Source organism: Paraburkholderia sp. FW306-2-2C-D06C, assembly GCF_058781505.1.
This window is the reverse complement of record NZ_JBYSWU010000004.1, coordinates 47422-68292: the sequence shown is the minus strand read 5'-3', so window position 1 is coordinate 68292 and position 20871 is coordinate 47422. Positions and strand designations below refer to the sequence as shown.

The 20871-nt window shown below is 62.6% G+C and carries 21 protein-coding genes; 17 read left to right on the top strand and 4 right to left on the bottom strand.

Translation table 11 applies throughout. From position 1 onward, the window contains the following. The first annotated feature begins 199 nt into the window (after positions 1 to 199). From AC3WLT_RS04385 to AC3WLT_RS04370, 4 genes are read left to right on the top strand one after another with little or no spacing between them, the layout of a single operon-like run. Positions 200 to 1153 (top strand): CsgG/HfaB family protein, encoded by a 954-nt coding sequence (locus tag AC3WLT_RS04385; RefSeq protein ID WP_492590699.1) that lies wholly within the window; start codon positions 200 to 202, stop codon positions 1151 to 1153. Between the two features lie 3 nt (positions 1154 to 1156). After that, positions 1157 to 1516 carry a hypothetical protein gene (locus AC3WLT_RS04380; RefSeq protein WP_492590698.1) on the top strand — a complete coding sequence of 120 codons (360 nt, stop codon included), beginning with the start codon at positions 1157 to 1159 and terminating at the stop codon, positions 1514 to 1516. After that, positions 1513 to 1893: a DUF4810 domain-containing protein gene (locus AC3WLT_RS04375; RefSeq protein ID WP_492590697.1), complete on the top strand. Its 381-nt coding sequence runs from the start codon at positions 1513 to 1515 to the stop codon at positions 1891 to 1893. The genes AC3WLT_RS04380 and AC3WLT_RS04375 overlap by 4 nt, the downstream gene beginning before the upstream one ends. After that, the gene (locus AC3WLT_RS04370) at positions 1890 to 2573 is read left to right on the top strand and encodes a DUF799 domain-containing protein (protein ID WP_492590696.1); all 684 of its coding nucleotides are present in this window, start codon (positions 1890 to 1892) and stop codon (positions 2571 to 2573) included. Before AC3WLT_RS04375 ends, AC3WLT_RS04370 begins: the two co-directional genes overlap by 4 nt. A gap of 83 nt (positions 2574 to 2656) precedes the next feature. Here the strand turns inward: AC3WLT_RS04370 and AC3WLT_RS04365 are convergent, their stop codons facing one another. Then, positions 2657 to 4753, bottom strand: a complete 2097-nt coding sequence (locus AC3WLT_RS04365; RefSeq protein ID WP_492590695.1) for a heavy metal translocating P-type ATPase — start codon at positions 4751 to 4753, stop codon at positions 2657 to 2659. 120 nt (positions 4754 to 4873) lie between these two features. On the opposite strand from AC3WLT_RS04365, the gene AC3WLT_RS04360 reads away from it, so the two are divergent. From AC3WLT_RS04360 to AC3WLT_RS04330, 7 genes are all read left to right on the top strand, one after another. Then, complete coding sequence (locus AC3WLT_RS04360; protein ID WP_492590694.1) at positions 4874 to 5053, top strand: hypothetical protein; 180 nt, start codon at positions 4874 to 4876, stop codon at positions 5051 to 5053. A gap of 49 nt (positions 5054 to 5102) precedes the next feature. Next, on the top strand, positions 5103 to 5534 hold the full coding sequence (gene cadR, locus AC3WLT_RS04355) for a Cd(II)/Pb(II)-responsive transcriptional regulator (protein ID WP_492590693.1): 432 nt from the start codon (positions 5103 to 5105) through the stop codon (positions 5532 to 5534). A gap of 160 nt (positions 5535 to 5694) precedes the next feature. Beyond that, on the top strand, positions 5695 to 5895 hold the full coding sequence (locus AC3WLT_RS04350; RefSeq protein WP_492590692.1) for a hypothetical protein: 201 nt from the start codon (positions 5695 to 5697) through the stop codon (positions 5893 to 5895). Positions 5896 to 5938: 43 nt separating this feature from the next. After that, a complete protein-coding gene (gene dbpA, locus AC3WLT_RS04345; protein ID WP_492590691.1) occupies positions 5939 to 7339 on the top strand; it encodes an ATP-dependent RNA helicase DbpA in 1401 nt (466 codons plus the stop codon). Between the two features lie 303 nt (positions 7340 to 7642). After that, complete coding sequence (locus AC3WLT_RS04340) at positions 7643 to 8797, top strand: pyridoxal phosphate-dependent aminotransferase (protein ID WP_492590690.1); 1155 nt, start codon at positions 7643 to 7645, stop codon at positions 8795 to 8797. A gap of 113 nt (positions 8798 to 8910) precedes the next feature. Next, a complete protein-coding gene (locus tag AC3WLT_RS04335) occupies positions 8911 to 9705 on the top strand; it encodes an ABC transporter substrate-binding protein (protein WP_492590689.1) in 795 nt (264 codons plus the stop codon). Between the two features lie 204 nt (positions 9706 to 9909). Next, the gene (locus AC3WLT_RS04330; protein ID WP_492590688.1) at positions 9910 to 10755 is read left to right on the top strand and encodes an AraC family transcriptional regulator; all 846 of its coding nucleotides are present in this window, start codon (positions 9910 to 9912) and stop codon (positions 10753 to 10755) included. Positions 10756 to 10801: 46 nt separating this feature from the next. On the opposite strand, the gene AC3WLT_RS04325 is transcribed toward AC3WLT_RS04330, so the two are convergent. The 3 genes from AC3WLT_RS04325 to AC3WLT_RS04315 all read right to left on the bottom strand — a co-directional run bounded on the left by AC3WLT_RS04325 (position 10802) and on the right by AC3WLT_RS04315 (position 13133). After that, positions 10802 to 11389 (bottom strand): LysE family translocator, encoded by a 588-nt coding sequence (locus tag AC3WLT_RS04325; RefSeq protein ID WP_492590687.1) that lies wholly within the window; start codon positions 11387 to 11389, stop codon positions 10802 to 10804. A gap of 180 nt (positions 11390 to 11569) precedes the next feature. After that, positions 11570 to 11839 carry a SemiSWEET transporter gene (locus tag AC3WLT_RS04320; RefSeq protein ID WP_492590686.1) on the bottom strand — a complete coding sequence of 90 codons (270 nt, stop codon included), beginning with the start codon at positions 11837 to 11839 and terminating at the stop codon, positions 11570 to 11572. 91 nt (positions 11840 to 11930) lie between these two features. Beyond that, positions 11931 to 13133, bottom strand: coding sequence for a porin (locus AC3WLT_RS04315; RefSeq protein WP_492590685.1), 1203 nt, complete (start codon positions 13131 to 13133; stop codon positions 11931 to 11933). A 670-nt stretch (positions 13134 to 13803) separates the two neighbouring features. Here AC3WLT_RS04315 and AC3WLT_RS04310 point away from each other — a divergent pair. Genes AC3WLT_RS04310 through AC3WLT_RS04285 form a run of 6 tightly spaced genes read left to right on the top strand, consistent with a single transcriptional unit; the run spans position 13804 to position 20868 of the window. Continuing rightward, positions 13804 to 15162: an ABC transporter substrate-binding protein gene (locus tag AC3WLT_RS04310; protein ID WP_492590684.1), complete on the top strand. Its 1359-nt coding sequence runs from the start codon at positions 13804 to 13806 to the stop codon at positions 15160 to 15162. Continuing rightward, the gene (locus AC3WLT_RS04305) at positions 15069 to 16481 is read left to right on the top strand and encodes a carbohydrate ABC transporter permease (RefSeq protein WP_492590683.1); all 1413 of its coding nucleotides are present in this window, start codon (positions 15069 to 15071) and stop codon (positions 16479 to 16481) included. The genes AC3WLT_RS04310 and AC3WLT_RS04305 overlap by 94 nt, the downstream gene beginning before the upstream one ends. 9 nt (positions 16482 to 16490) lie before the next feature. After that, positions 16491 to 17324 carry a carbohydrate ABC transporter permease gene (locus AC3WLT_RS04300; protein WP_492590682.1) on the top strand — a complete coding sequence of 278 codons (834 nt, stop codon included), beginning with the start codon at positions 16491 to 16493 and terminating at the stop codon, positions 17322 to 17324. Next, positions 17321 to 18379 carry an ABC transporter ATP-binding protein gene (locus AC3WLT_RS04295; protein ID WP_492590681.1) on the top strand — a complete coding sequence of 353 codons (1059 nt, stop codon included), beginning with the start codon at positions 17321 to 17323 and terminating at the stop codon, positions 18377 to 18379. Before AC3WLT_RS04300 ends, AC3WLT_RS04295 begins: the two co-directional genes overlap by 4 nt. Then, a complete protein-coding gene (locus AC3WLT_RS04290; protein WP_492590680.1) occupies positions 18369 to 19889 on the top strand; it encodes a glycerophosphodiester phosphodiesterase in 1521 nt (506 codons plus the stop codon). Before AC3WLT_RS04295 ends, AC3WLT_RS04290 begins: the two co-directional genes overlap by 11 nt. Beyond that, entirely contained in the window at positions 19882 to 20868 is a 987-nt protein-coding gene (locus AC3WLT_RS04285; protein WP_492590679.1) for a LacI family DNA-binding transcriptional regulator, read from the top strand. The genes AC3WLT_RS04290 and AC3WLT_RS04285 overlap by 8 nt, the downstream gene beginning before the upstream one ends. The last annotated feature ends 3 nt before the right edge of the window (positions 20869 to 20871 follow it).

Here is a 20871-nt window from a genome sequence, read left to right as displayed (position 1 = left end):
ACGGTGTGCGAAGCGATATCGAGCGGTTTTCGAATCACATAAAAAAACGAAAAAGTCTTTGATCGAAAAGGACAATTCGTCTTTTGACGGGATTCGATTAATCCGCCACGCATAAAGACGAGCAGACTCGATGGCGGCAATCAAACGCCGCGTATATCGAAGTCCGCCGGGGCCAACATAACAATGCAAATCGGGGAAAATGAAGAATCGTACCTTAAGCGCCTTGACGCTCGTCATGGCGATGACCGGTTGCGCGACGGTTTCCGATCAACCGGCCAAGGTTGAAGCGCCGCAACCGCGTGTCCAGCAGGCCGCTGCGCAACAGGCGCAAGCCGCGCCGGCGGTGAAGGCCTTCAAACGCAAGATCGCGATTGGCCGCTTCTCGAACGAGACGCGCTATGGCCGTACCTTCGTCACCGATGCAAGTCTCGATCCGCTTGGCAAGCAGGCCAGCGATATCCTCGCCGCGCGTCTGGTCGAATCGAAGCAGTTCATGGTGTTCGAGCGTCCGGACCTGAGCAAGATCGCCGCGGAGCAGGGGCTGAACAAGGACGGCAAGATGGTCGGCGTCGACACGCTGATCCTCGGCTCGGTGACGGAATTCGGCCGCGGCACGACCGGCAAGTCGGGTTTCCTCAGCTCGACGAAAGTGCAGACGGCGCACGCGAAAGTCGAACTGCGTCTCGTCGACGTGAAGACCGGCTACGTGTTCTTCTCCGCGCAGGGCAGCGGCGAAGCGAGCACCGAGTCGGGTGAGATCGCCGGCTTCGGCAGCCGCGCCGACTACGACGGCACGCTGAACGACAAGGCCATCTCCGCCGCGATCTCCGACGTGATCGGCGCGATGATGACCAAACTCAACGAGCGTCAATGGCGCACCGATATTTTGAAAGTGGACGGCAGCACGGTGTTCATCACCGGTGGACCTCGGCAGGGCATTCAGCCCGGCGCAACGCTGCGCGTGTACAAGCCGGGTGAATCGGTGCAAAGCGGCCAGACCGGCTTCCAGATCGCATTGCCGGCCACGCCGGTCGCGACCTTGCGCGTGGTCAGCTCGTTCGGCGACAACGAAACCAATGAAGGGTCGGTCGCGCAGGTCACGAGCGGCACGCTTGCCGCAAAGAGCGCGGCCACCTACTACGTCGCGGAGTAACGCATGCTCACAAGCCAAATGAAGCGCCGTTTCGGCGCGCTGGGGATGTCGTGCGCGATCGCCGCGCTGCTGCTGAGCGGCTGCGCAATGCCGGCATCGAAAGTGGAAACCGGCGGCACGCGGCCGACGCTCGCGCTGATTGGCGCACCCGCCGATGCGATGCTCGTACTCGACGGCGCTGTGATCGGCCAGGCGTCGCTGTATGACGGCGTGCGGCGCGTGCTGACGGTCGAAGAAGGCGCGCACACGATCGAAGTGAAGCGCAATGAAGGGATCGTGCTCAGCAAGAAGGTCTTCGCGGCCTCGGGAGAGACGATCAAGATCGACGTAGCAAATGGTGTGAACGGGGAAAGACAACCATGATGAGAGTCGGTATAAAGGGCGGCTGCGCCGTCGCATGGGTGGCGTTGGTTGCATTGACCAGCGGCTGCGTGCAACAGCCGGTCGCGAAGTACAACTGGGGCGATTACGAGTCGGCGATGTACAGCTACTACCAGTCGCCGGCCGACAGCCACGCGTTCGCGGCGAAGCTGCTGGCCGCGATTCAGGCGTCGGAATCGGCGAACAAGAAGGTGCCGCCGGGCATGTACGCCGAGTACGGTGAGCTGCTTTTCGAAGCCGGCGACAACGCTAATGCGACCCAATACTTCGAGAAAGAGAAGGCTACGTGGCCAGAGTCGTCGGTGTTGATGACGAACATGATTCGCCTCGCGTCCACTAACCCGACCAAAAAGCCATGATGTCCATTCGATCCATACTTCGTGCGGCGTTTGCCGCTGCGGCCGTGGCCGCGCTGGCGGCTTGCGCGCCGGTCAAAACCGCGCAGAAACACGCCGACTACACCGCGTTTCGAGCTCAGGCGCCGCATTCGATCCTGGTGGTGCCGGTGGTCAACGAGAGTGTCGACGTCGGCGCACCGGACTTCTTCCTGTCGACCATCTCGCGGCCGATCGCTGAACGCGGTTACTACGTGTTTCCGGTCAATCTGACCAAGAAGGTTATGGCCGACGACGGCCTGTCCGACGCGAACATGGTTCACTCGAGCGATCCGGCCGCGCTCGGCAAGATGTTCGGTGCCGATGCGATTATGTACATCCGGATCAAGCATTGGGAGTCGAAATATGTCGTGCTGAAAACCACCACGACCGTCGAACTCGACTATTCGCTGAAGAGCGGCACGACCGGCGAAGAGCTGTGGAAGAACCATGAAGTGCTGAATTATTCGCCGCAGGTGAATACAAGCGGCGGCGTGCTCGGCGTGTTGATTTCGGCGGCGGTCGCGGCGGCGATCGAGAAAGCGAAGCCGGACTATATTCCGCTCGCACGTCAGGCGAATTTCCGGGCGGTGGGCGTGCTCGGCACGGGCTTGCCGGCGGGGCCGTACGACAAGGCATATGGCGCGGATACCGCCGCGTTCTGATCCTCTGAACGCGATGCGCTGAAAAAAGGGCGGCCTTTGGTCCGCCCTTTTTTTGCACCAGTCGACGCCGCGTGAAAGCGCGCTCACTTGCGCAACAGCCGCAACCCGTTCGCCACCACCAGCAAACTCGCGCCCACATCGGCGAACACCGCCATCCACATCGTGCCCAGGCCCATGACCGTCAGCACGAGGAAAACGGCCTTGATGCCCAGCGCCAAGGTAATGTTCTGAACCAGCACGGCACGCGTCGCCTTCGAGAGCCGTACGAACAGCGGAATCTTGCGCAGGTCGTCGTCCATCAGCGCGACGTCGGCGGTTTCGATCGCGGTGTCGGTGCCCATTGCGCCCATCGCGAAGCCGATATCCGCGCGTGCGAGCGCCGGCGCGTCGTTGATGCCGTCGCCGACCATCCCGACCACAGCGCCGTCCTTCGACCAGCTCGCCACCGCGTTCTGCTTGTCTGCCGGCAACTGATCGCCGCGTGCTTCGTCGATGCCGACCTGCTGCGCGATCGCCTCCGCCGTGTGCGGGTTGTCGCCGGAGAGCATCGCGGTTCGTACGCCGAGGCGATGTAAATCGGCGACGGCGGCGCGGCTCGTGTCCTTCACCGTATCGGCGACGGCGAAGAGCGCCAGCACACGTTCGGCATCCACCAGCATCACGACCGTTTTGCCTTGCCGTTCGAGCGTATCGAGGCGCGCTTCGAGCGGCGCTGAACAGCGGCCGAGTTCTTCGACCAGCCGATGATTGCCGAGCCAATACGGCAAACCGTCGATATCGCCGCGCACGCCACGTCCCGTCAGCGCTTCGAACGCATCGACCGTCGCGCTCCTGACGCCTTCGGCTTTGGCCGCTGCCGCGATCGCCATCGACACCGGATGATCCGAGCGGCTCGCGAGACTCGCCGCGAGCGACCGGCAACCGGCGGCATCGACACCGGCCAGCGCTTCGAACTCCGTTTGCACCGGTTTGCCGTGCGTGATCGTGCCGGTTTTGTCGAGCGCGAGCCAGCTCAGCTTGCGGCCCTGTTCGAGGTAGGCGCCGCCTTTGATCAAAATGCCGTGACGTGCCGCTGCGGCGAGGCCGCTGACGATCGTCACCGGCGTCGAGATCACCAGCGCGCACGGGCAGGCGATCACCAGCATCACCAGCGCTTTATAGATCCACGCCTGCCACAGGCCGCCGAGCAGCAGCGGCGGCAGCACCGCGACCGCAAGCGCGGCCGCGAACACGATCGGCGTATAGACGCGCGCGAACTGGTCGACGAAACGTTGCGTCGGCGCTTTGGCGCCTTGCGCTTCTTCGACCGCGTGAATGATGCGCGCGAGCGTCGTGTTGCTGGCCGCCGCCGTCACGCGATAGTCGAACGAACCGGCCTGGTTGATCGTGCCGGCGAACACTGCGTCGCCAATGGTTTTGTCGACGGGCAAACTTTCGCCGGTGATCGGCGCCTGATTCACGCTCGAACGGCCCGCGACGATTTCGCCGTCGAGCGCGACGCGTTCACCCGGCTTCACGCGAACCACGGCGCCGAGCGCGATCGCCTTGAGCCCCAGCGAACGCCAGCTGCCGTCGGCCTGCTGCACGCTCGCCTGTTCGGGCGTCAACTGCATCAGGCCCTTGATCGCGTTGCGGGCGCGGTCGAGCGATTTCGCCTCGATCAATTCGGCGATCGTGAAGAGGACCATCACCATCGCGGCTTCCGGCCACTGGCGCAGGATCAGCGCGCCGGTCACCGCAATGCTCATCAGCGCGTTGATGTTGAGGTTGCCGTTGCGGATCGCGAGCCAGCCCTTCCTGTACGTGGTCAGGCCGCAGGAGGCGACGGCGAGGATCGCCAGACCCGCAGCCAGCCAGACGGGCGCGCCGAGCCAGCCGGCGGCCTCCGAGCCCACGGCGGCGAGGCCTGCCAGCGCCAGCGGCCACCACGGCCTGGACGGCGTGTGAGGCGCGACCGCGGACGCCGGGTTTGCGTTTGAATCTGCGTTTGGCCTGGCGTCGGCGAGTTCAGGTGTGAAATCGAGCGAGCGCAGCGCGGCGAGGATGGTGCCGAGCGCATTGGGCGCGTGCACGACCGTCAGCACCCGTTGCATCAGGTTGAAATCCATGCTGCGCACGGCCGGCATGCGGCTGAACCTGGTGCGGATCAGCGCTTCTTCTGTCGGACAGTCCATCTGCATGATGCGGATGGCGGTGCGTACATCGCTGCCGATGCTTTCGGCTCGTGGGAGCCCGCCCGGTAATGGCAACGCGCCCCCGCCCCCGCAACAGGCGGCGTCGGCGTGGCTATGCGCGTGTCCATGCTCCTGAACGTGCGTTTCGCGGCCGTGATCACAGGTTTCGCCATGGCTGTGCCCGTGATCGTGCTCATGAGCATGCGCTTTATGTCCGTGGGCACAGGCTTCGCCGTGTTCGTGGCGTTCGGCTTCGGCATGGCTGGCGTGTGGCATGGTGGCTTCCTGGTTCGATTTGTGGTCTAGTAAACACCTTGAAGCCACTACAAGGTCAAGGCCGCAATCCGGAGGCGCCATGAAAATCGGCGAACTGGCGAAAATCGCCCATTGCACGACCGAAACGATCCGTTTCTACGAGAAAGAGGGCCTGTTGCCCGAAGCGGAGCGCACCGAGGCGAATTACCGCAGCTATACGGCGAAGCACGTCGAACGGCTGCGTTTCATCCGCAATTGCCGTGCGCTCGACATGACCCACGACGAAATCCGTGCGTTACTGCGTCTGACCGACGCCCCGGGGGACGGCTGCGGCGCCATCGATGCATTGATCGACGAGCACATCGCGCATGTCGACACGCGCATCGACGAACTGAAGCAACTGAAAGTGCAACTGGCCACACTGCGCGAGCAATGCCCCGGCGAACAGGCGGTCGAAGACTGCGGCATCGTTCAGGGCCTCACCGATATGGACGTGAGCGCGGCGCGTGCCAGGCATACGCATCTGGGTTAAAGCGCTTCGTCCTTAGCCACCGCAGTTGTGATGGCATCATTGACCGCTGCAGTGACCACCGTAGTGAGCACCGCAGTGACCGCATTAGTGACCGCAATTCACGGCTGGGCCGCTCGTACGGCCCAGCCAACAAACCATCGAATCCAGTTGGAGAATCATCGTGTTTACCTGTAGAAACCAGTCCTGCGGCGCGCAGTGGGAGCAGTCGGACGTCGTCATCAAGAACGAGGGGCAGGGGCTCCTGTTCCGTTGTCCGATGTGCGGCGCGCGCAATTATGTCGAGCGCTTCGACGGGGACGACGGTTCGGTGCTTTACGAGCAGATCGAAGGTCGTCCTTCTCCTGGCCCCATGGCCGTTTAGACCCTGACCTTCAGCCCTTAGCCGACAGCGAGCCATTATCGATATGAACAGTCCCACCACCGCCGGCGCGCCGTTCAGCGAGCTGCCCTTGCCGCCCGCGACGCTCGCCAATCTGACGCAGCTCGGCTACGTCGAGATGACGCCGATCCAGGCCGCCGGTTTGCCGATCGCGCTGGCCGGCCACGATCTGATTGCCCAGGCGAAAACCGGCAGCGGCAAGACCGCGGCGTTTTCGCTGGCGCTGCTCGCGCGCCTCGACACACGCAACTTCGCCGTGCAGGCGATGGTGCTGTGCCCTACACGCGAACTCGCCGACCAGGTCACGCAGGAAATCCGCCGCCTCGCGCGCGCCGAAGAAAACATCAAAGTGCTCACGCTGTGCGGCGGCACGCCGATGCGTCCGCAGACGGCCAGCCTCGAGCACGGTGCGCACATCGTAGTCGGCACGCCGGGCCGGATCATGGATCACCTCGAGCGCGGCAGCCTGCCGTTGCAGGCGCTGAACACGCTGGTGCTCGACGAAGCCGACCGCATGCTCGACATGGGTTTCTTCGACGATATCGCCACAGTCGTGAAGCAGTGTCCGAAAGAACGGCAAACGCTGCTGTTCTCCGCGACGTACCCCGAAGGCATCGTCAAACTCAGCCAGCAATTCCTGCGTAATCCGAAGGAAGTGAAGCTCGCCGAGCGGCACGACAACACCAAGATCCGTCAGCGCTTCTATGAAGTGACCGAGGATGAGCGTCTGCATGCGGTCGGTATGTTGCTGAATCACTATCGCCCGGTAAGCACGCTGGCGTTTTGCAATACCAAGCAGCAGTGCCGCGATCTGCTCGATGTGCTGCGCGCGCAAGGTTTTCATGCGCTGGCGCTGCATGGCGAACTCGATCAGCGTGAACGCGATCAGGTGCTGATCCAGTTCGCGAACCGTAGCTGCTCGGTGCTGGTCGCCACCGACGTCGCCGCGCGCGGCCTGGACATCGCGCAACTCGAAGCGGTGATCAACGTCGACGTGACGCCGGACCCGGAAGTGCACGTGCACCGCATCGGCCGCACGGGCCGGGCCGATCAGGAAGGCTGGGCGCTGAGCCTCGCGAGCATGAACGAGATGGGCCGCGTGGGCAGTCTCGAACAGGCGCAAAAGCGCGACGTCGAGTGGCACAAGCTTGCGGATCTGAAACCCGCCAGCAACGAGCCGCTGCTGCCGCCGATGGAAACGCTGCAGATTCTCGGCGGCCGCAAGGAGAAGATCCGTCCCGGCGACGTGCTCGGCGCGCTGACCGGCGAAGCGGGTTTCGCCGGTTCGCAGATCGGCAAGATCAACGTGACGGAAATGTCGACCTATGTGGCGGTGGAGCGCAGCATCGCGCGCGACGCGGTGCGCAAGCTCAGCGCCGGCAAGGTGAAGGGCAAGAAGGTCAAAGTCCGCATGATGGACGAGTAAATCCGCCTGGAACGGCTGCGCTCACCCGGTCGCAGCCGTTCGGGTTCATCACATTACGTCATACCTCTGCCGTTTTCCGTATTCTTCCCGCGGCCTCATTTCTTCCCTCAAAGTCCCGATTTCATTGGCTTCACCCGCTCCGGCGCGGCATTGCGGCAGTCATGACGTAAACGCATGCCGCGCATGACAAAGTTTCGATTGTGACGGTTCTTTGGCTGGTGCCTAATCATCGAACCGGATGGGACCGCCGCGCAGCTGGCCGTCCGCCAATTCGCTGCCGGATGGAGAAAGGGAGAACGCCTTATGCAGAGCGCCTTGCAAGCCCGCTCGAAACTGCCTGATGTAGGCACGACGATTTTTACCGTGATCGGTCAATTGGCCGCGCAATACGAAGCATTGAACCTGTCGCAAGGCGCGCCGAATTTTGCGCCGGATGCGAAGCTGGTCGACGGTGTCGCGCAAGCGATGCGCGCCGGCCATAACCAGTATGCCCCGATGGCCGGCATCGGCGCGCTGCGCGAAGCGCTCGCCGACAAGGTCGAGACGTTATATGGCGGGCGTTACGACCCGGCCAGCGAAGTGACCGTGATCGCCAGCGCCAGCGAAGGCCTGTACTCGACGATCAGCGCGCTGGTGCATCCCGGCGACGAAGTGATCTACTTCGAGCCCTCGTTCGACAGCTACGGACCGATCGTGCGCCTGCAAGGCGCCAGGCCGATCGCGATCAAGCTGTCGCTCGACGATTTCCGCGTGGACTGGGACGAGGTCGCCGCCGCGATCACGCCGAAGACGCGCATGATCATCATCAACACGCCGCACAATCCGACCGCGACCGTATTCAGCGAGGCCGACGTCGCCCGGCTGAAGGCCATCACGCGCAACACCGATATCGTGATTCTCGCCGACGAAGTCTACGAACATGTGGTGTTCGACGGCGCCAGACATCAAAGCATGGCTTGCGACGCCGAACTCGCGGAACGCAGCGTGATCGTGTCGTCGTTCGGCAAGTCGTATCACGTGACCGGTTGGCGTGTCGGCTATTGCCTCGCGCCCGCCGCGCTGATGGACGAGATCCGCAAGGTCCATCAATTCATGGTGTTTTCCGCCGATACGCCGATGCAATACGCGTTCGTCGACGCTTTGGCCAATCGCGAGAGCTACCTCGGCCTGTCCGCGTTCTATCAGAAGAAGCGCGATCTGCTGGCGCATGCGCTGCGCGAGTCGCGCTTCGAGTTGCTGCCGAGTGAGGGCAGCTTCTTCATGCTCGCGCGTTTTCGCGGCTTTTCCGCTGAAAGCGACAGCGACTTCGTGCTGCGCCTGATTCGCGACGCGCGTGTCGCGACGATTCCGTTGTCGGCGTTTTATACCGACGGCACGGATTCGGGTTTGATCCGCCTGAGCTTCTCGAAGGACGACGCGACGCTGATCGAAGGCGCGCGGCGTTTGTGCGCAATCTGATGAACGCGGCACGAGCCAGCGGCTTTATTGGCCGCAGTATGATCGTCGCGCTTTGGCGTAGTAGCGCGATGCATGCTCGCGCCACAACACAATCGAAGGGAAAGGGACCTGCTATGAAGTTGCTCAAACCTCTACTCGCGCTGGCTTGCGCATTTGCCTCGGTGGCGTCGTCGTCGGTCGCCGTCGCTGCCGATACGTCGACGCTGCGTTTCGGACTCGAAGCGCAGTATCCGCCGTTCGAATCGAAAGGGCCGAACGGTGAGCTGCAAGGCCTCGACATCGATGTCGGCAAGGCCGTCTGCGCCGCTGCGCATATGACATGCAAATGGGTCGAAACGTCGTTCGACGGTTTGATTCCCGCGTTGCAGGGCCGCAAGTTCGACGCCATCAATTCGGCGATGAACGCGACCGAGCAGCGCCGTCAGGCGATCGATTTCACCACCGTCGTGTATCGCGTGCCGACGCAACTGATCGCGAAGCGCGACAGCGGGCTGCTGCCGACGCCTGAAGCGTTGAAGGGCAAGCGTGTCGGCGTGTTGCAGGCGTCGATTCAGGAAACCTTCGCAAAGGCGCATTGGGAAGCAGCGGGCGTCTCTGTTGTGCCGTATCAGGACCAGAACCAGGTCTATACGGATCTCGTCGCGGGCCGTCTCGATGCGACGCTCGTTCTGGCGCCGGCGGGGCAGGCGGGTTTTCTGTCGCAGCCTAACGGCAAGGACTTCGCGTTTGTCGGCCAGCCGGTGCGTGACGACAGGATTCTCGGCAGCGGCATCGCGTATGGCATTCGCAAAGGCGACACCGCGCTGCGCGATCAGCTGAACGCGGCGATCGCGAAGGTGCAGGCCGACGGCACGGTGAAGACGCTGGCGGCGAAGTATCTGGGGAGTATTGATGTGACGCCGAAGTGATGCAAAGGGGCGTGGTTCACGGAACCACGCCCCATTACGTCGCGCGTCTCGCCGAACTCGCCGGATATCCGCAGCCGTTCTTTTCGGCAGGCGACGAAGGAGATTCCCGGCTATTCTCTCGTGACAAGGCTGCGGCAGTGGCTAGTCAATGCATGCGGCGCAGCGGCCGAGGTCAGGGTCACGTGAATAATCGGGAGACGCGCAATGAGTGATGCAAAGCAGCAAGCGGTTTTCGCGCGAAGCGGCGCGCAGCCTCAGTTCTGGCGCGACGAGGCGTTGCCGTTTCTCGAAGCCCGCTCGATCGAAGATGGCCGCGAGCTTTGCTACGCCAAACACTCGCACGAAACGTTTTCGATCGGCGCCGTGACCGGTGGGCGCAGCGTGTACGTGAACCGCAGCGCGAGCGAGTGGGTTGGGGCCGGCGCCGTCGTCTTGATGAACCCGGACGACGTACATGCATGTAATCCGGTTGCCGAAGAACGCTGGTCGTATCGGATGCTGCATGTCGATGTTGCGTGGCTAACTGGTCTGCAACACGACTTGGGTTTCAGCGACAACCACGCGTTCCGCGCTTTCTCGCAAACGATGTCGGCGGCGCCAGCTTTGTTTGACGGGTTGAACCGTTTGTACGCGATTCTCGTCGACGGCAATGCCGATTCCATGCGCAAGGAAAGCGCTGCGGTCACGTTCTTTTCTGAAGTACAGCAGAGCCTCAATCCGGCACCCTTGCCGGATCACGACGCCAGCCGCCAACTGACGCGTGCCGCTGAATTCATCGCCGAAAACTGCACTCGTCCACTGAAGCTCGCGGACGTCTGCAAGGCGGCGGATCTTTCCTCATCGCATCTGATCCGCGCGTTCAAGCAGCGCTACGGCATGACGCCGCACGCGTATCTGATCAATCGGCGCATTCAGTACAGCCGCGCGCAGCTCAGACGAGGTCGTCTGATCGCCGACGTCGCGCTCGATGCGGGTTTCGCCGACCAGGCGCATTTGCAGCGGACCTTCAAGCGGCTGGTTGCGGCGACGCCGGGGCAGTATCGCAGTTGAGGTGAGCGTCACGGATGGCGACGCACGTGCCGTGGTGACGCGTGTGTCACGCGATGACGAGGTACAGGGCGCTAGCGGCCAGCAAACCCGCCATCACGCGATTGAATAGCCGCACGCGTTTCGGTTCCTGCAAATATCGGCGCAGAAACGTGCCGGCATACGCCCAACTCGCAATCGACAGATAGCAAATCACGAAGTACACGACGGTGAATTGCCAGACGAGCCTGCCGTCGCCGTCGGCTGCGTAGGCGCCCATGCCGGCGAGAGACGCGAGCCATGCCTTCGGATTCAGCCATTGCATGGCGGCGCCGTAGGCAAAGGATGGGCCTCGGGCGGGCTTGTCGGCGCCGAGCTGGCCGTTATCGATGGCGAGTTTGTAGGCCATGTAAAGCAGAAACCCGACCCCGGCCCACTGGACGACGGTGATCAGATTGGGGAAGTGGGCGAGCAACTCGTGCAGGCCGAGGCCGATGAGCAGAAGCAGCAGCGTGAAGCCGACGGTTGCGCCGGTGACGTGCCGCATGCTCGCGGCGAGTCCGTGCTGCGCGCCGGCGCTGAGCGCGACGACATTCACCGGGCCGGGAGAAATCGACGAGGCCAACGCAAAGGCGGCCATGGAAAGTAAGACGGTCATCTGATGCCTCGATACGTGGGTGCGCAGGATTTGCGACGGCCAACGGTATCGGGCTGCGGGGTGGGGTGTATTGAAGGAAATTGCTTTGGAGGGGCGATGCTACCGGGCGCTGGGGGACATTGCGTTGATGGTTACAGTGGGCCGAGCTCGCAAAAGCATCCGCGTAACGGCCGCGTGGCTTCAGTCATAGCGCAGCTTCATCGCGAGAATGCACGCCGCGAGCGCAAGCGTGACGGCGTTGGCCACGATCACCGGCCAGTTGCCGGTCAGCATGCCATAGGTGAGCCAGAGCGCGATGCCGGTGACGAACACCGCATACATACCGAACGACACGCCTTCGGCGGACTTGGTGCGCCAGGTCAGTATCACCTGCGGCACGAACGAGGCCGTGGTGCAGGTCGCGGCGATATAGCCGATTGGCTGGGTCAGAAGTTTGAAAAGCAGGGCCATGTTGCACGAATGAGAGCGGCGCGGGCGCACGAGTGCGCGGCCGCGCCGGATTGCCTGATGGTCCGGTCGCGGGAACCGGCTTCCGTTTTGCTTAGAACGAGTGACGCATGCCGACACGAACGACGGTCTGCGTCGGCGTGGCCGATGGCGTGCCGCTCGTGAAGTCGCCGATCGTCGCTGTCGCATCGACCTGATTGCCGTAGCGGTCGAGCGTCTTGCCGGCGGCGTGCGTGTAGCCGCCGATCAGGTAGAACTGGGTCGCCTTCGACATCGAGTAGAACGCGCCCGCGCCGACAGTGTGGTACGCCGGTGCCGATGCGCCGTCGATCCTGGTGCCGCGTGCGTAGTTGTAGCCCAATGCGACGCGCGTGAAAGGCGTGACGTTGTATTCGGCATTCACGCCCACTGCATTGAACGTCTCCTTGTGCTTGAACAGGGAACCACCGTCCGGTGTGTATTGCGTGTTGCCGTAGTTCACACCGAAGCGTGCATTGCCGACCTTGTACGTAGCCGCGGTAGCGATGATCTGCAAGTCCCTGGTGCTGGCGAAACCCTCGGTCACCGACGAACCGAACGAGCCGTCATACGAACTGTCCCATGTGCCGGTATTCGGCAGGGTGGTGTTGTTGGTCGCATTGAGGTAGGCCACGCCGACGGCGAACGGGCCGTACTCGTAGTTACCGCCCACGCTCCACATGTTGCGGGCCTTCACGCTGCCCGGTTGATTGCCGAAGCCGTACATAGCACCGAACTGCATGCCGTTCCAGCTCGGGGTGCGATACAGAATCGTGTTGTTGACGCGCGACTGGTTGTCTTCGTTGTCGAGATCGCCCGGGTGAGCGGTCACGCCGGTCGTGAACGAACCCGGACCGATCGAGGCGACGTACATCACGATCGGGTCGTACTGGCGGCCGAGCGTGAGGGTACCGTACTGCTTGCTCGACAGGCCCATGTAGGCCTGGCGGCCGAATAGACGGTCGCCCGACCAGCTCTGACCGTTGCCGATGTTGAAACCGCTTTCGATCTGGAAGATCGCCGACAGACCGCTGCCGAGATCCTCGCTGCCCTTCAGGCCCCAGCGAGGACCGGACCACGTACCGCTTGCGAAGCCGTAGAACGGCTTGTTCTGATAGCTGGTCGGGCGACCGGCCTTGCCGGGCGCGACGACGACGCGTTGGCCGCTCGTGTAGCCGAGTCCGGCGTCAACCACACCGTACAGCGTGACGCTGCTCTGAGCATATGCGGCGGCGCCGAACGTACCGAGCGCGAGCAGTGCGAAGCATGACTTTTTCATTGTTCCATTAACTCCAAATTCCCTCTGTCGTTCATGAAGGAAAATCCGTGGAGTGCAGCCGTTGATGCGGCCGCGCCCCAGTGGCTCGTTCCCCGTATGTGCGTGATGTGCACACGTGTGCAGTCTCGGGCCGGAAAAAAGGGCAAATAGTACGATTGCTCCTCATCCTTTCGGGCCTTCTTCAATCAAAACTGAACACGTGTGCACAACAACTGGAAAAATTGGGGGCGGTTTGCCCCCTTTCTGCGACCTGTCGACACGGTGCCTTCAGGCGATCCAGATTCGAAACGGTTCGCAGTCTTACGTCAATCGATGAAGCGTGTGTGACAGTGGCGCAGAAATCTCGGATGAGTCGCATTCCTCATGACATTGAACCTTCGGGAAATAGCGCGAAAACTAGGGAATTTCTGAGCATTCACCGGAAGCGATGTGAAGGATTTTCCTAATTCTGGAACACGCTGTTGCGACAGTCGCGTGATCGCTCGTCAACAGTCATACCTGCCGGGACGTCGCCCAGGTGCTTCGGAGCTGACGGAAAAAACCTGACCGCCCATCACAAATCTTTCACGGAACGCCAGAATAATGCCGGGCATGCACACGTGTGCACATCGGTCCGGGGCGATGCCGAATGTGCCGGGGTGATCTCGAACATGGTTGAAGGGGCAGGGAAATGAGCAAATCGACGAAGCGGATTTTCAGGTGCAGCCTGATGGTTGCCGCGCTGGCTTTCGCAGGCCACGCACTGGCTGCGGACTACACGATCTCGGTGGTGGCCGGCGGCTCGGGCCCGAACGACAGCTATCGTACCGACGCGATCGAAATGGCCGCCGACGTGCTGATGAAGCAGGCCGTCGCGAAGGGCGAGCATCTGAAGATCACGGTGGAAAAGCGCAGCTATTCCGACTGGGACAGCTTCAAGCAGGCAGTCACGCTGTCGGCCGAATCGGGCAACGCACCGAACATTGTGGTGACTGGCCATGAAGACATCGCACCGTGGTCACAGTCGGGCATCATCGTGCCGATCGAGGATTACCTGGAGACCTCGGCCCCGTCGATCAAGGGCATCTACCCGAACCTGATGAAGGTTGCCTCGTACAACGGCAAGCTGTATGGCGTGCCGCAGGACGCGGAAGCCCGCACGATGTTCATGTGGAGGAGCAGCCTGCGCGCGATCGGCTATAGCGACAAGCAGATCGATGCGCTGCCGGGCAAGATCAAGTCAGGCGAATACACGCTCTACGACATGCTCGCCGATGCGAAGAAGGCGCAGGACAAGGGCCTCGTTGCGCCGGGCTACGGTTTCTATCCGCGTCCGTCGGCTGGCCCTGACTACTGGCAGTACTACGTGAGTTTCGGCGGCCAGATGCAGAATCCGAAGACCGGCAAGCTCGTGTTCGACAAGCAGGCGATCCGCAAGACCTACCAGTTCTTTGCTGACGCAGTGAAGATGGGCGTGACTCGCAAGAACATGATCGGCACGCCGTGGGACCAGTGGTATCACGAAGTGGCGGCCGGCAAGGCGGTGTTCTGGCAGGGCGGCACCTGGCATTATGTGCGCTACACGGGCAAGGAGGGCTTGAAGGATTTCTTCGGTAACGTCGACTACTCGATGATCCCGGCAGGCGACAAGACCGGCAAGGCGAATACCCTCACGCACCCGCTCGTGTATCTGATCACGAAACAGGGCAGCGACAAGCAGAAGGCGATCGAAGCCAAGCTGATCGAAATCGCTTCCGAGCCGCGCATCAATGCGCTGCATGCGCTCAAGTCGGCGCACCTCGGCATCAGCCCGGCGGAAAATAACGTCGAAGCCTACCGCGCCGACCGCTGGTCCGCCGAAGCCACGGAGCGACTGTTGCCGTATGCGTACGCGATGCCGAACGACAGTGACCTCGGCAATCTGTGGAACATCTACTGGAAGGGTCTCGAGGCCGCATGGACGGGCACGAAGTCGCCGGAAGAAGCCGCTGCCGACGCCGAGAAGGAAGTGCGCGCCAGCAGCTTCGCCAGCAAGGTCGAAGTCCGGTAATGAGCGTGCTAAATCGGTCGCGCACCCTGGGGCCGGCGATGCTCGCGCCGGCCCTGGTTCTCTTGTCGCTCTTCTTCCTGCTGCCGGTCGTGATGACAGCAGTGTTCTCTATGACGGACATGAGCACGGCCACCGGGATTGGCCGCGGGACGTACCAGTTGACCCCCGTGGCCCTGTCCCGCCTATCGAATGAGTTCAACCAACCTGACCTGGCCACCCGTCTTGGGGAGGCCGGATACAGGGTCGATGCGCACGGCATCGATAGACTCAACGCCAATGGTGCGCCCAGTGCTTTTGTCGAGGCGATTGCCGCACAACTCATGGGCCGCAGCTACGGGCAGCGTGACGATCTCGTGTCCGCGTTGCGCGTGCTTCCGGGGCGGCCGGACGAGGTGTTCGTGCTCAAGCGCGATGCTGACGCGTTCCTGCAGTCAGCGGGCAACGGCAAGTACGACAGTGCTGGCGGCCTGCTCGCTGCGGTGTCCGCCGCTGGGCAATCCCTGACGCCCGAACAGCAGCAGGCTGTGGTCAAGGCCAGCTATACAGGCTGGACCGTGACGGTCGGCAACTATGCGCGGATGGTGTCTTCGCCCGGCACCTGGAAAGTGCTCGGCAACACGCTGTTCTACGTGTTCGGTACGCTCAGCCTGTTCAATATCGGCTTTGCGCTCGTGCTCGCGCTTGCAACGCACTACATGCCGGCCCGGCTGTCGGGCGGTCTGCGCGCGATCTGGCTGTTGCCGCGCATCACGCCTTCTGTGCTGTATGTGCTGCTGTGGAAGTGGCTGGCCTGGGACACCGGTTTCATCTCGATGGTGATGTCGGCTTTCGGCGTACCCGCGCGCAACTGGATGCTCGATTCCGCCACGAATGCCTGGATATTCGTGTTCCTGATCAATGGTGTGGTGGGTGCCTCGATGGGCATGCTGATCTTTTCATCGGCACTGGCTGCCATTCCCAAGAGCCATTTCTGGGCGAGCGACGTGGACGGTGCGAGCCGCTGGCAGCAGATCCGCTATATCGTGTTGCCGCAACTGCGCTGGCCGCTGCTGTTTGTCACGTGCTACCAGACGTTGTCGCTGCTGACCTCGTTTGAATATATTCTGCTCGCGACCGACGGCGGTCCCGGCGGCTCGACCGAAGTCTGGGCGCTGAGCGCCTTCCACGTCGCGCTGCACAACTATGCGGGCAACCTGCAGTACGGCTATGGCGCAGCACTCGCGATGGTGCTGGTCGGCATCGGCCTGGTGCTGTCCTGCCTCTATCTGAAGTTGTTCGGCTTCACGAAGCTCGTGGTTCGGCCACGCATTGAAATCTAGGAGCCGACGATGATCAATAAACCATCGAACGTGCTGCTGCCTGTGGTCACCATTCTGCTTGGTTTGGCGAGTGTGCCGCTCGTGCTGATGTACGTGTACCTGCTGGTCGATACGTTCACCGACACGCGTGCGGGCGAGTGGCTGCCGCACGCGTTCACGCTCGCGCACTGGCATTTCCTGTGGCAGGACCTGCCGGGCCGTCCAAACATCTGGACGGTCACGCTGAACACGTTGCTGTTTGCGAGCACAACCACCTTGCTGGTGGTCGTTATCTCGTCGGCGGCAGCCTACACGCTGTCACGCATGGATATCCCGTTGCGTGGCTTCTTCCTTGGCGGCGTGATGGTGCTGCATGCGTTTCCGACCGTCACGCTGTTGATCGCGACGTTTCTGATCCTGCAGTACATCGGGCTCTATGACACGCTGCCAGGCGTGATTCTCTGCAAGGCTTCGCTCGAACTGCCGTTCGGCATCTGGATCCTCAAGGGTTTCTACGACAACGTACCCTGGGAAATCGAAATGGCCGCCATCCAGGATGGGGCAAGCCGTTTCCGCGTCTGGCGTGAGATCGTACTGCCGCTGGTGCGGCCGGCGCTGCTGCCGCTCGCGATATTCTCGTTCCTGGCAGGTTGGAGCGAGTATCTGCTGCCGCAGGTGCTGGCGCCGGGCAATCATGTCCAGGTGCTGTCCGTCTATCTCGCCGGCCTGATCGCTGACGACAACAACTACGACATGGCCACCTTCAAGGCAGTGGGACTGTTCTATGCTGCGCCGGTCATGATTCTCTTCATCGTATTCCAGAAGCAACTGATGAACATGTATAGCGGGGGGAACAAGGGATGAGCGGAATCCGGATTCTCAATCTCACCAAGCGCTTTGGCGAAACCCTCGTCATCGACAATCTCAACGTCGATATCGCGCAGGGCGAGATGATCGCGCTGCTCGGCCCGTCGGGTTGCGGCAAGTCCACCACGCTGTTCGCGGTCAGCGGCATCCATCGCGCCGACGAGGGGCAGATCCTGATCGGCGGACGCGATGTGACGCAGGAACCACCGCAGACACGCAATGTGGGCGTCACCTTCCAGTCCTATGCGCTGTATCCGCACATGACTGTCGAGCAGAACGTCGGCTTTCCGCTAAAGGTGCGCGGCGAACCGCCCCGCGAGATCAAACGCAAGGTGGCCGAGATCGCTGCACTCGTGCGGATCGACTCGCTGCTGCACCGCAAGCCCGCCGAACTGTCGGGCGGCCAGCAGCAGCGCGTGTCGCTCGCGCGGGCGATTATCCGCCGTCCGGATGTGCTGCTGATGGACGAACCACTCGCCAACCTCGACGCGAGCCTGCGCATGGCCATGCGCGCGGAGATCCGCCGCATCCAGCGGGAATCGGGCATCACTGCGATTCTCGTTACGCACGACCAGGTCGAGGCGATGAGCATGTGCGATCGCATCGCAATCATGCAGCATGGCCGGATCGTGCAGGTCGATACGCCGGTACACATGTATCGCAATCCGCGCACCGAATTCGTGGCCGGCTTTCTCGGCAATCCGCCGATCTCGTTTATCGGCGGCAGTGTGGATGCGCAGCAGTTCGTGAGCGGCGGCGCGCGGATCGCGCTTGGCGGAACGCGCGCGGTGGCGCAGGGTCCCGCGCGTGCGGGGTTGCGTCCCGAGCACGTGACGCTCGTATCCGAGGGCGGGAATCCCGCGACCGTGAGTTTTGTCGAGCATCAGGGGCGCGAGATCCTGTACGACCTGCAACTGGCCAATGGCGACATCATTCGCACGCTGCAATCCGGCGGGCCGGTGCTGAAGGCGGGTGAAGCAGTGCAGTGGCATATCGAAGCGAACGACATCCTGTTTTTCGATGCACTCGGAGACCGTCTGCATGTCGCGTGAACACGTCCGCCGGGCCATCGCCGCGCTGGCTCGCCCAGAGCCGCTCTGTGTCGCCCATCGTGGCGCAAGTGGCCACCGACTCGAGAATACGCTCGAAGCCTTCGCGCTCGCCGCGCACCTGAACGCCGACATGTGGGAGATCGATGTCCATCTCACTGCCGATGGCATCTGCGTGGTGAGTCACGACGCCAATCTGCTCAAGCATGCGGGCGTCGATGTCGAAATCGCGCAATTCACATTCGACGAACTGCGCAAATACAAGCTGAATAACGGCGAGCCCGTACCGAGCGTGCGCGAAGTGATCGAGCTTGCGCAGCGTACCGGTTGCGGCCTGTATGTCGAACTGAAGGCGAAGGGCAGCGGGCCCAAGGTCGTCGCACTGCTCGAGGCCATGCGGTTCGACCGTGCCGTGCTCGGCTCATTCGATATCGCGCAGGTGGCCGAGCTGGCCGAGGCGGCATGCCCGTATCCGCTGTCGGTGCTGGTGCCGGTCGGGGCGGATCCGTTTGCGCTGGCGGAAGCCGCAGGGGCCGATATGATCCACCTGTGCTGGGAGCGCGCGTCGGATGCGCCGCACGAACTGCTGACGGACGAACTGATGGCTGAGGCGGGCAGGCGCGACCTGCCGATCGTCGCCTGGCACGAAGAGCGTGAGCGCGAGATTGCCGCGCTCCGCAAATTGCCGATCCTGGCGATCTGCAGCGATCTGCCGGAAATGATCAGTGGGTACCGCCCGAGCAAGGACAATCCGATCGAGATCGTCTGCCATCGCGGCGCAAATACCGTTGCGCCCGAGAACACGCTCGCCGGTGCGGCACTCGCGTACCGGATGGGCGCGCAGCGGGTTGAGCTCGATGTGCGCACGAGTTCGGACGGGAAGCTGGTCGTGATCCATGACGACACGCTCGCACGCACGACGAACCTTGACGGCCCGGTGGCCAACCGCACGCAGGAAGAACTGGCGCACTGCGACGCGGGTTCGTGGTTCCATGCACGTTATGCGGGGGAGGTCGTGAGCACGCTCGGCGATTACCTCTCCCTTGCGAAGCACCGTGGCGGACTCTTCGTCGAAATCAAGGCGGCGGATGTGCGCCGGGTCATGGAAGAAGTGGCGGCGCACGATGCGTGGACGTACTGCTTTTTCTGGTGCGAAGACAGCGCCGTGATCGACCGGATCCAGGCGGGTTATCCGCAGGCGCGCACGATGCGCCGCCGCCAGGATTTCCCGAGTCTCGACGCGCTGCTGGCAGCCGGAAAGCCGTATGTCATCGAATACGATTACCGTATCGACGATCTGTCGGAATTCGCACGCGCGCGTGCGGCGGGCGCGCGGATCATGGTGCGCTTCTTCTCGGAAGTCCCCGACGATGCCCGGACGCTGATTGCGCTGAAGCCCGATATGGTGAATATTGACGATCCGTTCGTGTTCAGCCGCGCCTATGCAGCCTGGCTGCAGAGCGAAGCGGGCCGGACCGCAGACACGAATACGGGTACGAATACGGATGCTTAAACAGGTAACAGCCCAGGAAGTGGCGGAAGCGGCGGGGGTTTCCCGTTCCGCGGTGTCGCGGACCTTTTCCAATAGCGGCTACGTGTCGGAGGAAACGCGGCGGAAGGTGCTCAAGGCGGCGGATACGCTCGGCTATCACGTGAACCATCTCGCGCGTGGCCTGAACATGCAGCGGTCCGATCTGGTTGGCCTGGTGGTGGCCGATATCGACAACCCGTTTCGCGCCCAGCAACTGAAGGACCTCAGCGAGGCACTGCTCGAGCAGCAGTTCCGCCCGTTGCTGATCCCGACCGCGGAAGGCCGCGACAGTGCGCAGGTGATCGACATGCTGATGCGCTATGCGGTATCGGGCGTCATCATCACGTCCGATACACCGCCCGCCGAAATCTACCGGAGGTGCATTCGCCACGAGATGCCGGTGGTTCTGATCAACAAGGCGGATCAGCCTCCCATGGTCGACCGCGTGTTGTGCGACAACGCGAAGGGTATCTCACTGCTCGCGGATTTCTTCCGTCAGGCCGACTGCCGGCATGTTGCGGTTGTTGCTGCGGAAGATGGTTCCTACAGCATCCAGACGCGTGAGCGGCTGTTCGTGAAGCAGGCCGCGGCGCTGGGCATGCGGACCTCGCGGGTCCACGTGCCTCGGCATCACTACCAGGGCGGCGGCATGGCGGCACGCGAACTGCTCGAGGCCGAGGCCCTGCCGGATGGCGTGTTCTGTACCAACGATTACCTTGCGCTCGGACTGATCGACCATCTCCGGCAGAAGCTGAGCGCCGCGCGGTTCCGGAAACTGCACATCGCGGGCTTCGACGACATTCCCCAGGCCAGCTGGCTCGGCTACCAGCTCACCACGGTCCGGCAATCGACGCGCGAGCTGGCGGATGCCGCCGTCGGTCTGCTGAAGCGGCGTATCGATCACCCGGAGCGCGATGCGCAGACCGAGACGATCGACGTGCAACTGATCGTGCGCCACTGACCC

Coding starts and splice junctions, on each gene's coding strand:
- AC3WLT_RS04385 (WP_492590699.1), top strand. CDS start 200: ATGAAGAATCGTACCTTAAGCGCCTTGACGCTCGTCATGGCGATGACC.
- AC3WLT_RS04380 (WP_492590698.1), top strand. CDS start 1,157: ATGCTCACAAGCCAAATGAAGCGCCGTTTCGGCGCGCTGGGGATGTCG.
- AC3WLT_RS04375 (WP_492590697.1), top strand. CDS start 1,513: ATGATGAGAGTCGGTATAAAGGGCGGCTGCGCCGTCGCATGGGTGGCG.
- AC3WLT_RS04370 (WP_492590696.1), top strand. CDS start 1,890: ATGATGTCCATTCGATCCATACTTCGTGCGGCGTTTGCCGCTGCGGCC.
- AC3WLT_RS04365 (WP_492590695.1), bottom strand. CDS start 4,753: ATGCAGATGGACTGTCCGACAGAAGAAGCGCTGATCCGCACCAGGTTC.
- AC3WLT_RS04360 (WP_492590694.1), top strand. CDS start 4,874: ATGCTCCTGAACGTGCGTTTCGCGGCCGTGATCACAGGTTTCGCCATG.
- cadR (WP_492590693.1), top strand. CDS start 5,103: ATGAAAATCGGCGAACTGGCGAAAATCGCCCATTGCACGACCGAAACG.
- dbpA (WP_492590691.1), top strand. CDS start 5,939: ATGAACAGTCCCACCACCGCCGGCGCGCCGTTCAGCGAGCTGCCCTTG.
- AC3WLT_RS04340 (WP_492590690.1), top strand. CDS start 7,643: ATGCAGAGCGCCTTGCAAGCCCGCTCGAAACTGCCTGATGTAGGCACG.
- AC3WLT_RS04335 (WP_492590689.1), top strand. CDS start 8,911: ATGAAGTTGCTCAAACCTCTACTCGCGCTGGCTTGCGCATTTGCCTCG.
- AC3WLT_RS04330 (WP_492590688.1), top strand. CDS start 9,910: ATGAGTGATGCAAAGCAGCAAGCGGTTTTCGCGCGAAGCGGCGCGCAG.
- AC3WLT_RS04325 (WP_492590687.1), bottom strand. CDS start 11,389: ATGACCGTCTTACTTTCCATGGCCGCCTTTGCGTTGGCCTCGTCGATT.
- AC3WLT_RS04320 (WP_492590686.1), bottom strand. CDS start 11,839: ATGGCCCTGCTTTTCAAACTTCTGACCCAGCCAATCGGCTATATCGCC.
- AC3WLT_RS04315 (WP_492590685.1), bottom strand. CDS start 13,133: ATGAAAAAGTCATGCTTCGCACTGCTCGCGCTCGGTACGTTCGGCGCC.
- AC3WLT_RS04310 (WP_492590684.1), top strand. CDS start 13,804: ATGAGCAAATCGACGAAGCGGATTTTCAGGTGCAGCCTGATGGTTGCC.
- AC3WLT_RS04305 (WP_492590683.1), top strand. CDS start 15,069: ATGGACGGGCACGAAGTCGCCGGAAGAAGCCGCTGCCGACGCCGAGAA.
- AC3WLT_RS04300 (WP_492590682.1), top strand. CDS start 16,491: ATGATCAATAAACCATCGAACGTGCTGCTGCCTGTGGTCACCATTCTG.
- AC3WLT_RS04295 (WP_492590681.1), top strand. CDS start 17,321: ATGAGCGGAATCCGGATTCTCAATCTCACCAAGCGCTTTGGCGAAACC.
- AC3WLT_RS04290 (WP_492590680.1), top strand. CDS start 18,369: ATGTCGCGTGAACACGTCCGCCGGGCCATCGCCGCGCTGGCTCGCCCA.
- AC3WLT_RS04285 (WP_492590679.1), top strand. CDS start 19,882: ATGCTTAAACAGGTAACAGCCCAGGAAGTGGCGGAAGCGGCGGGGGTT.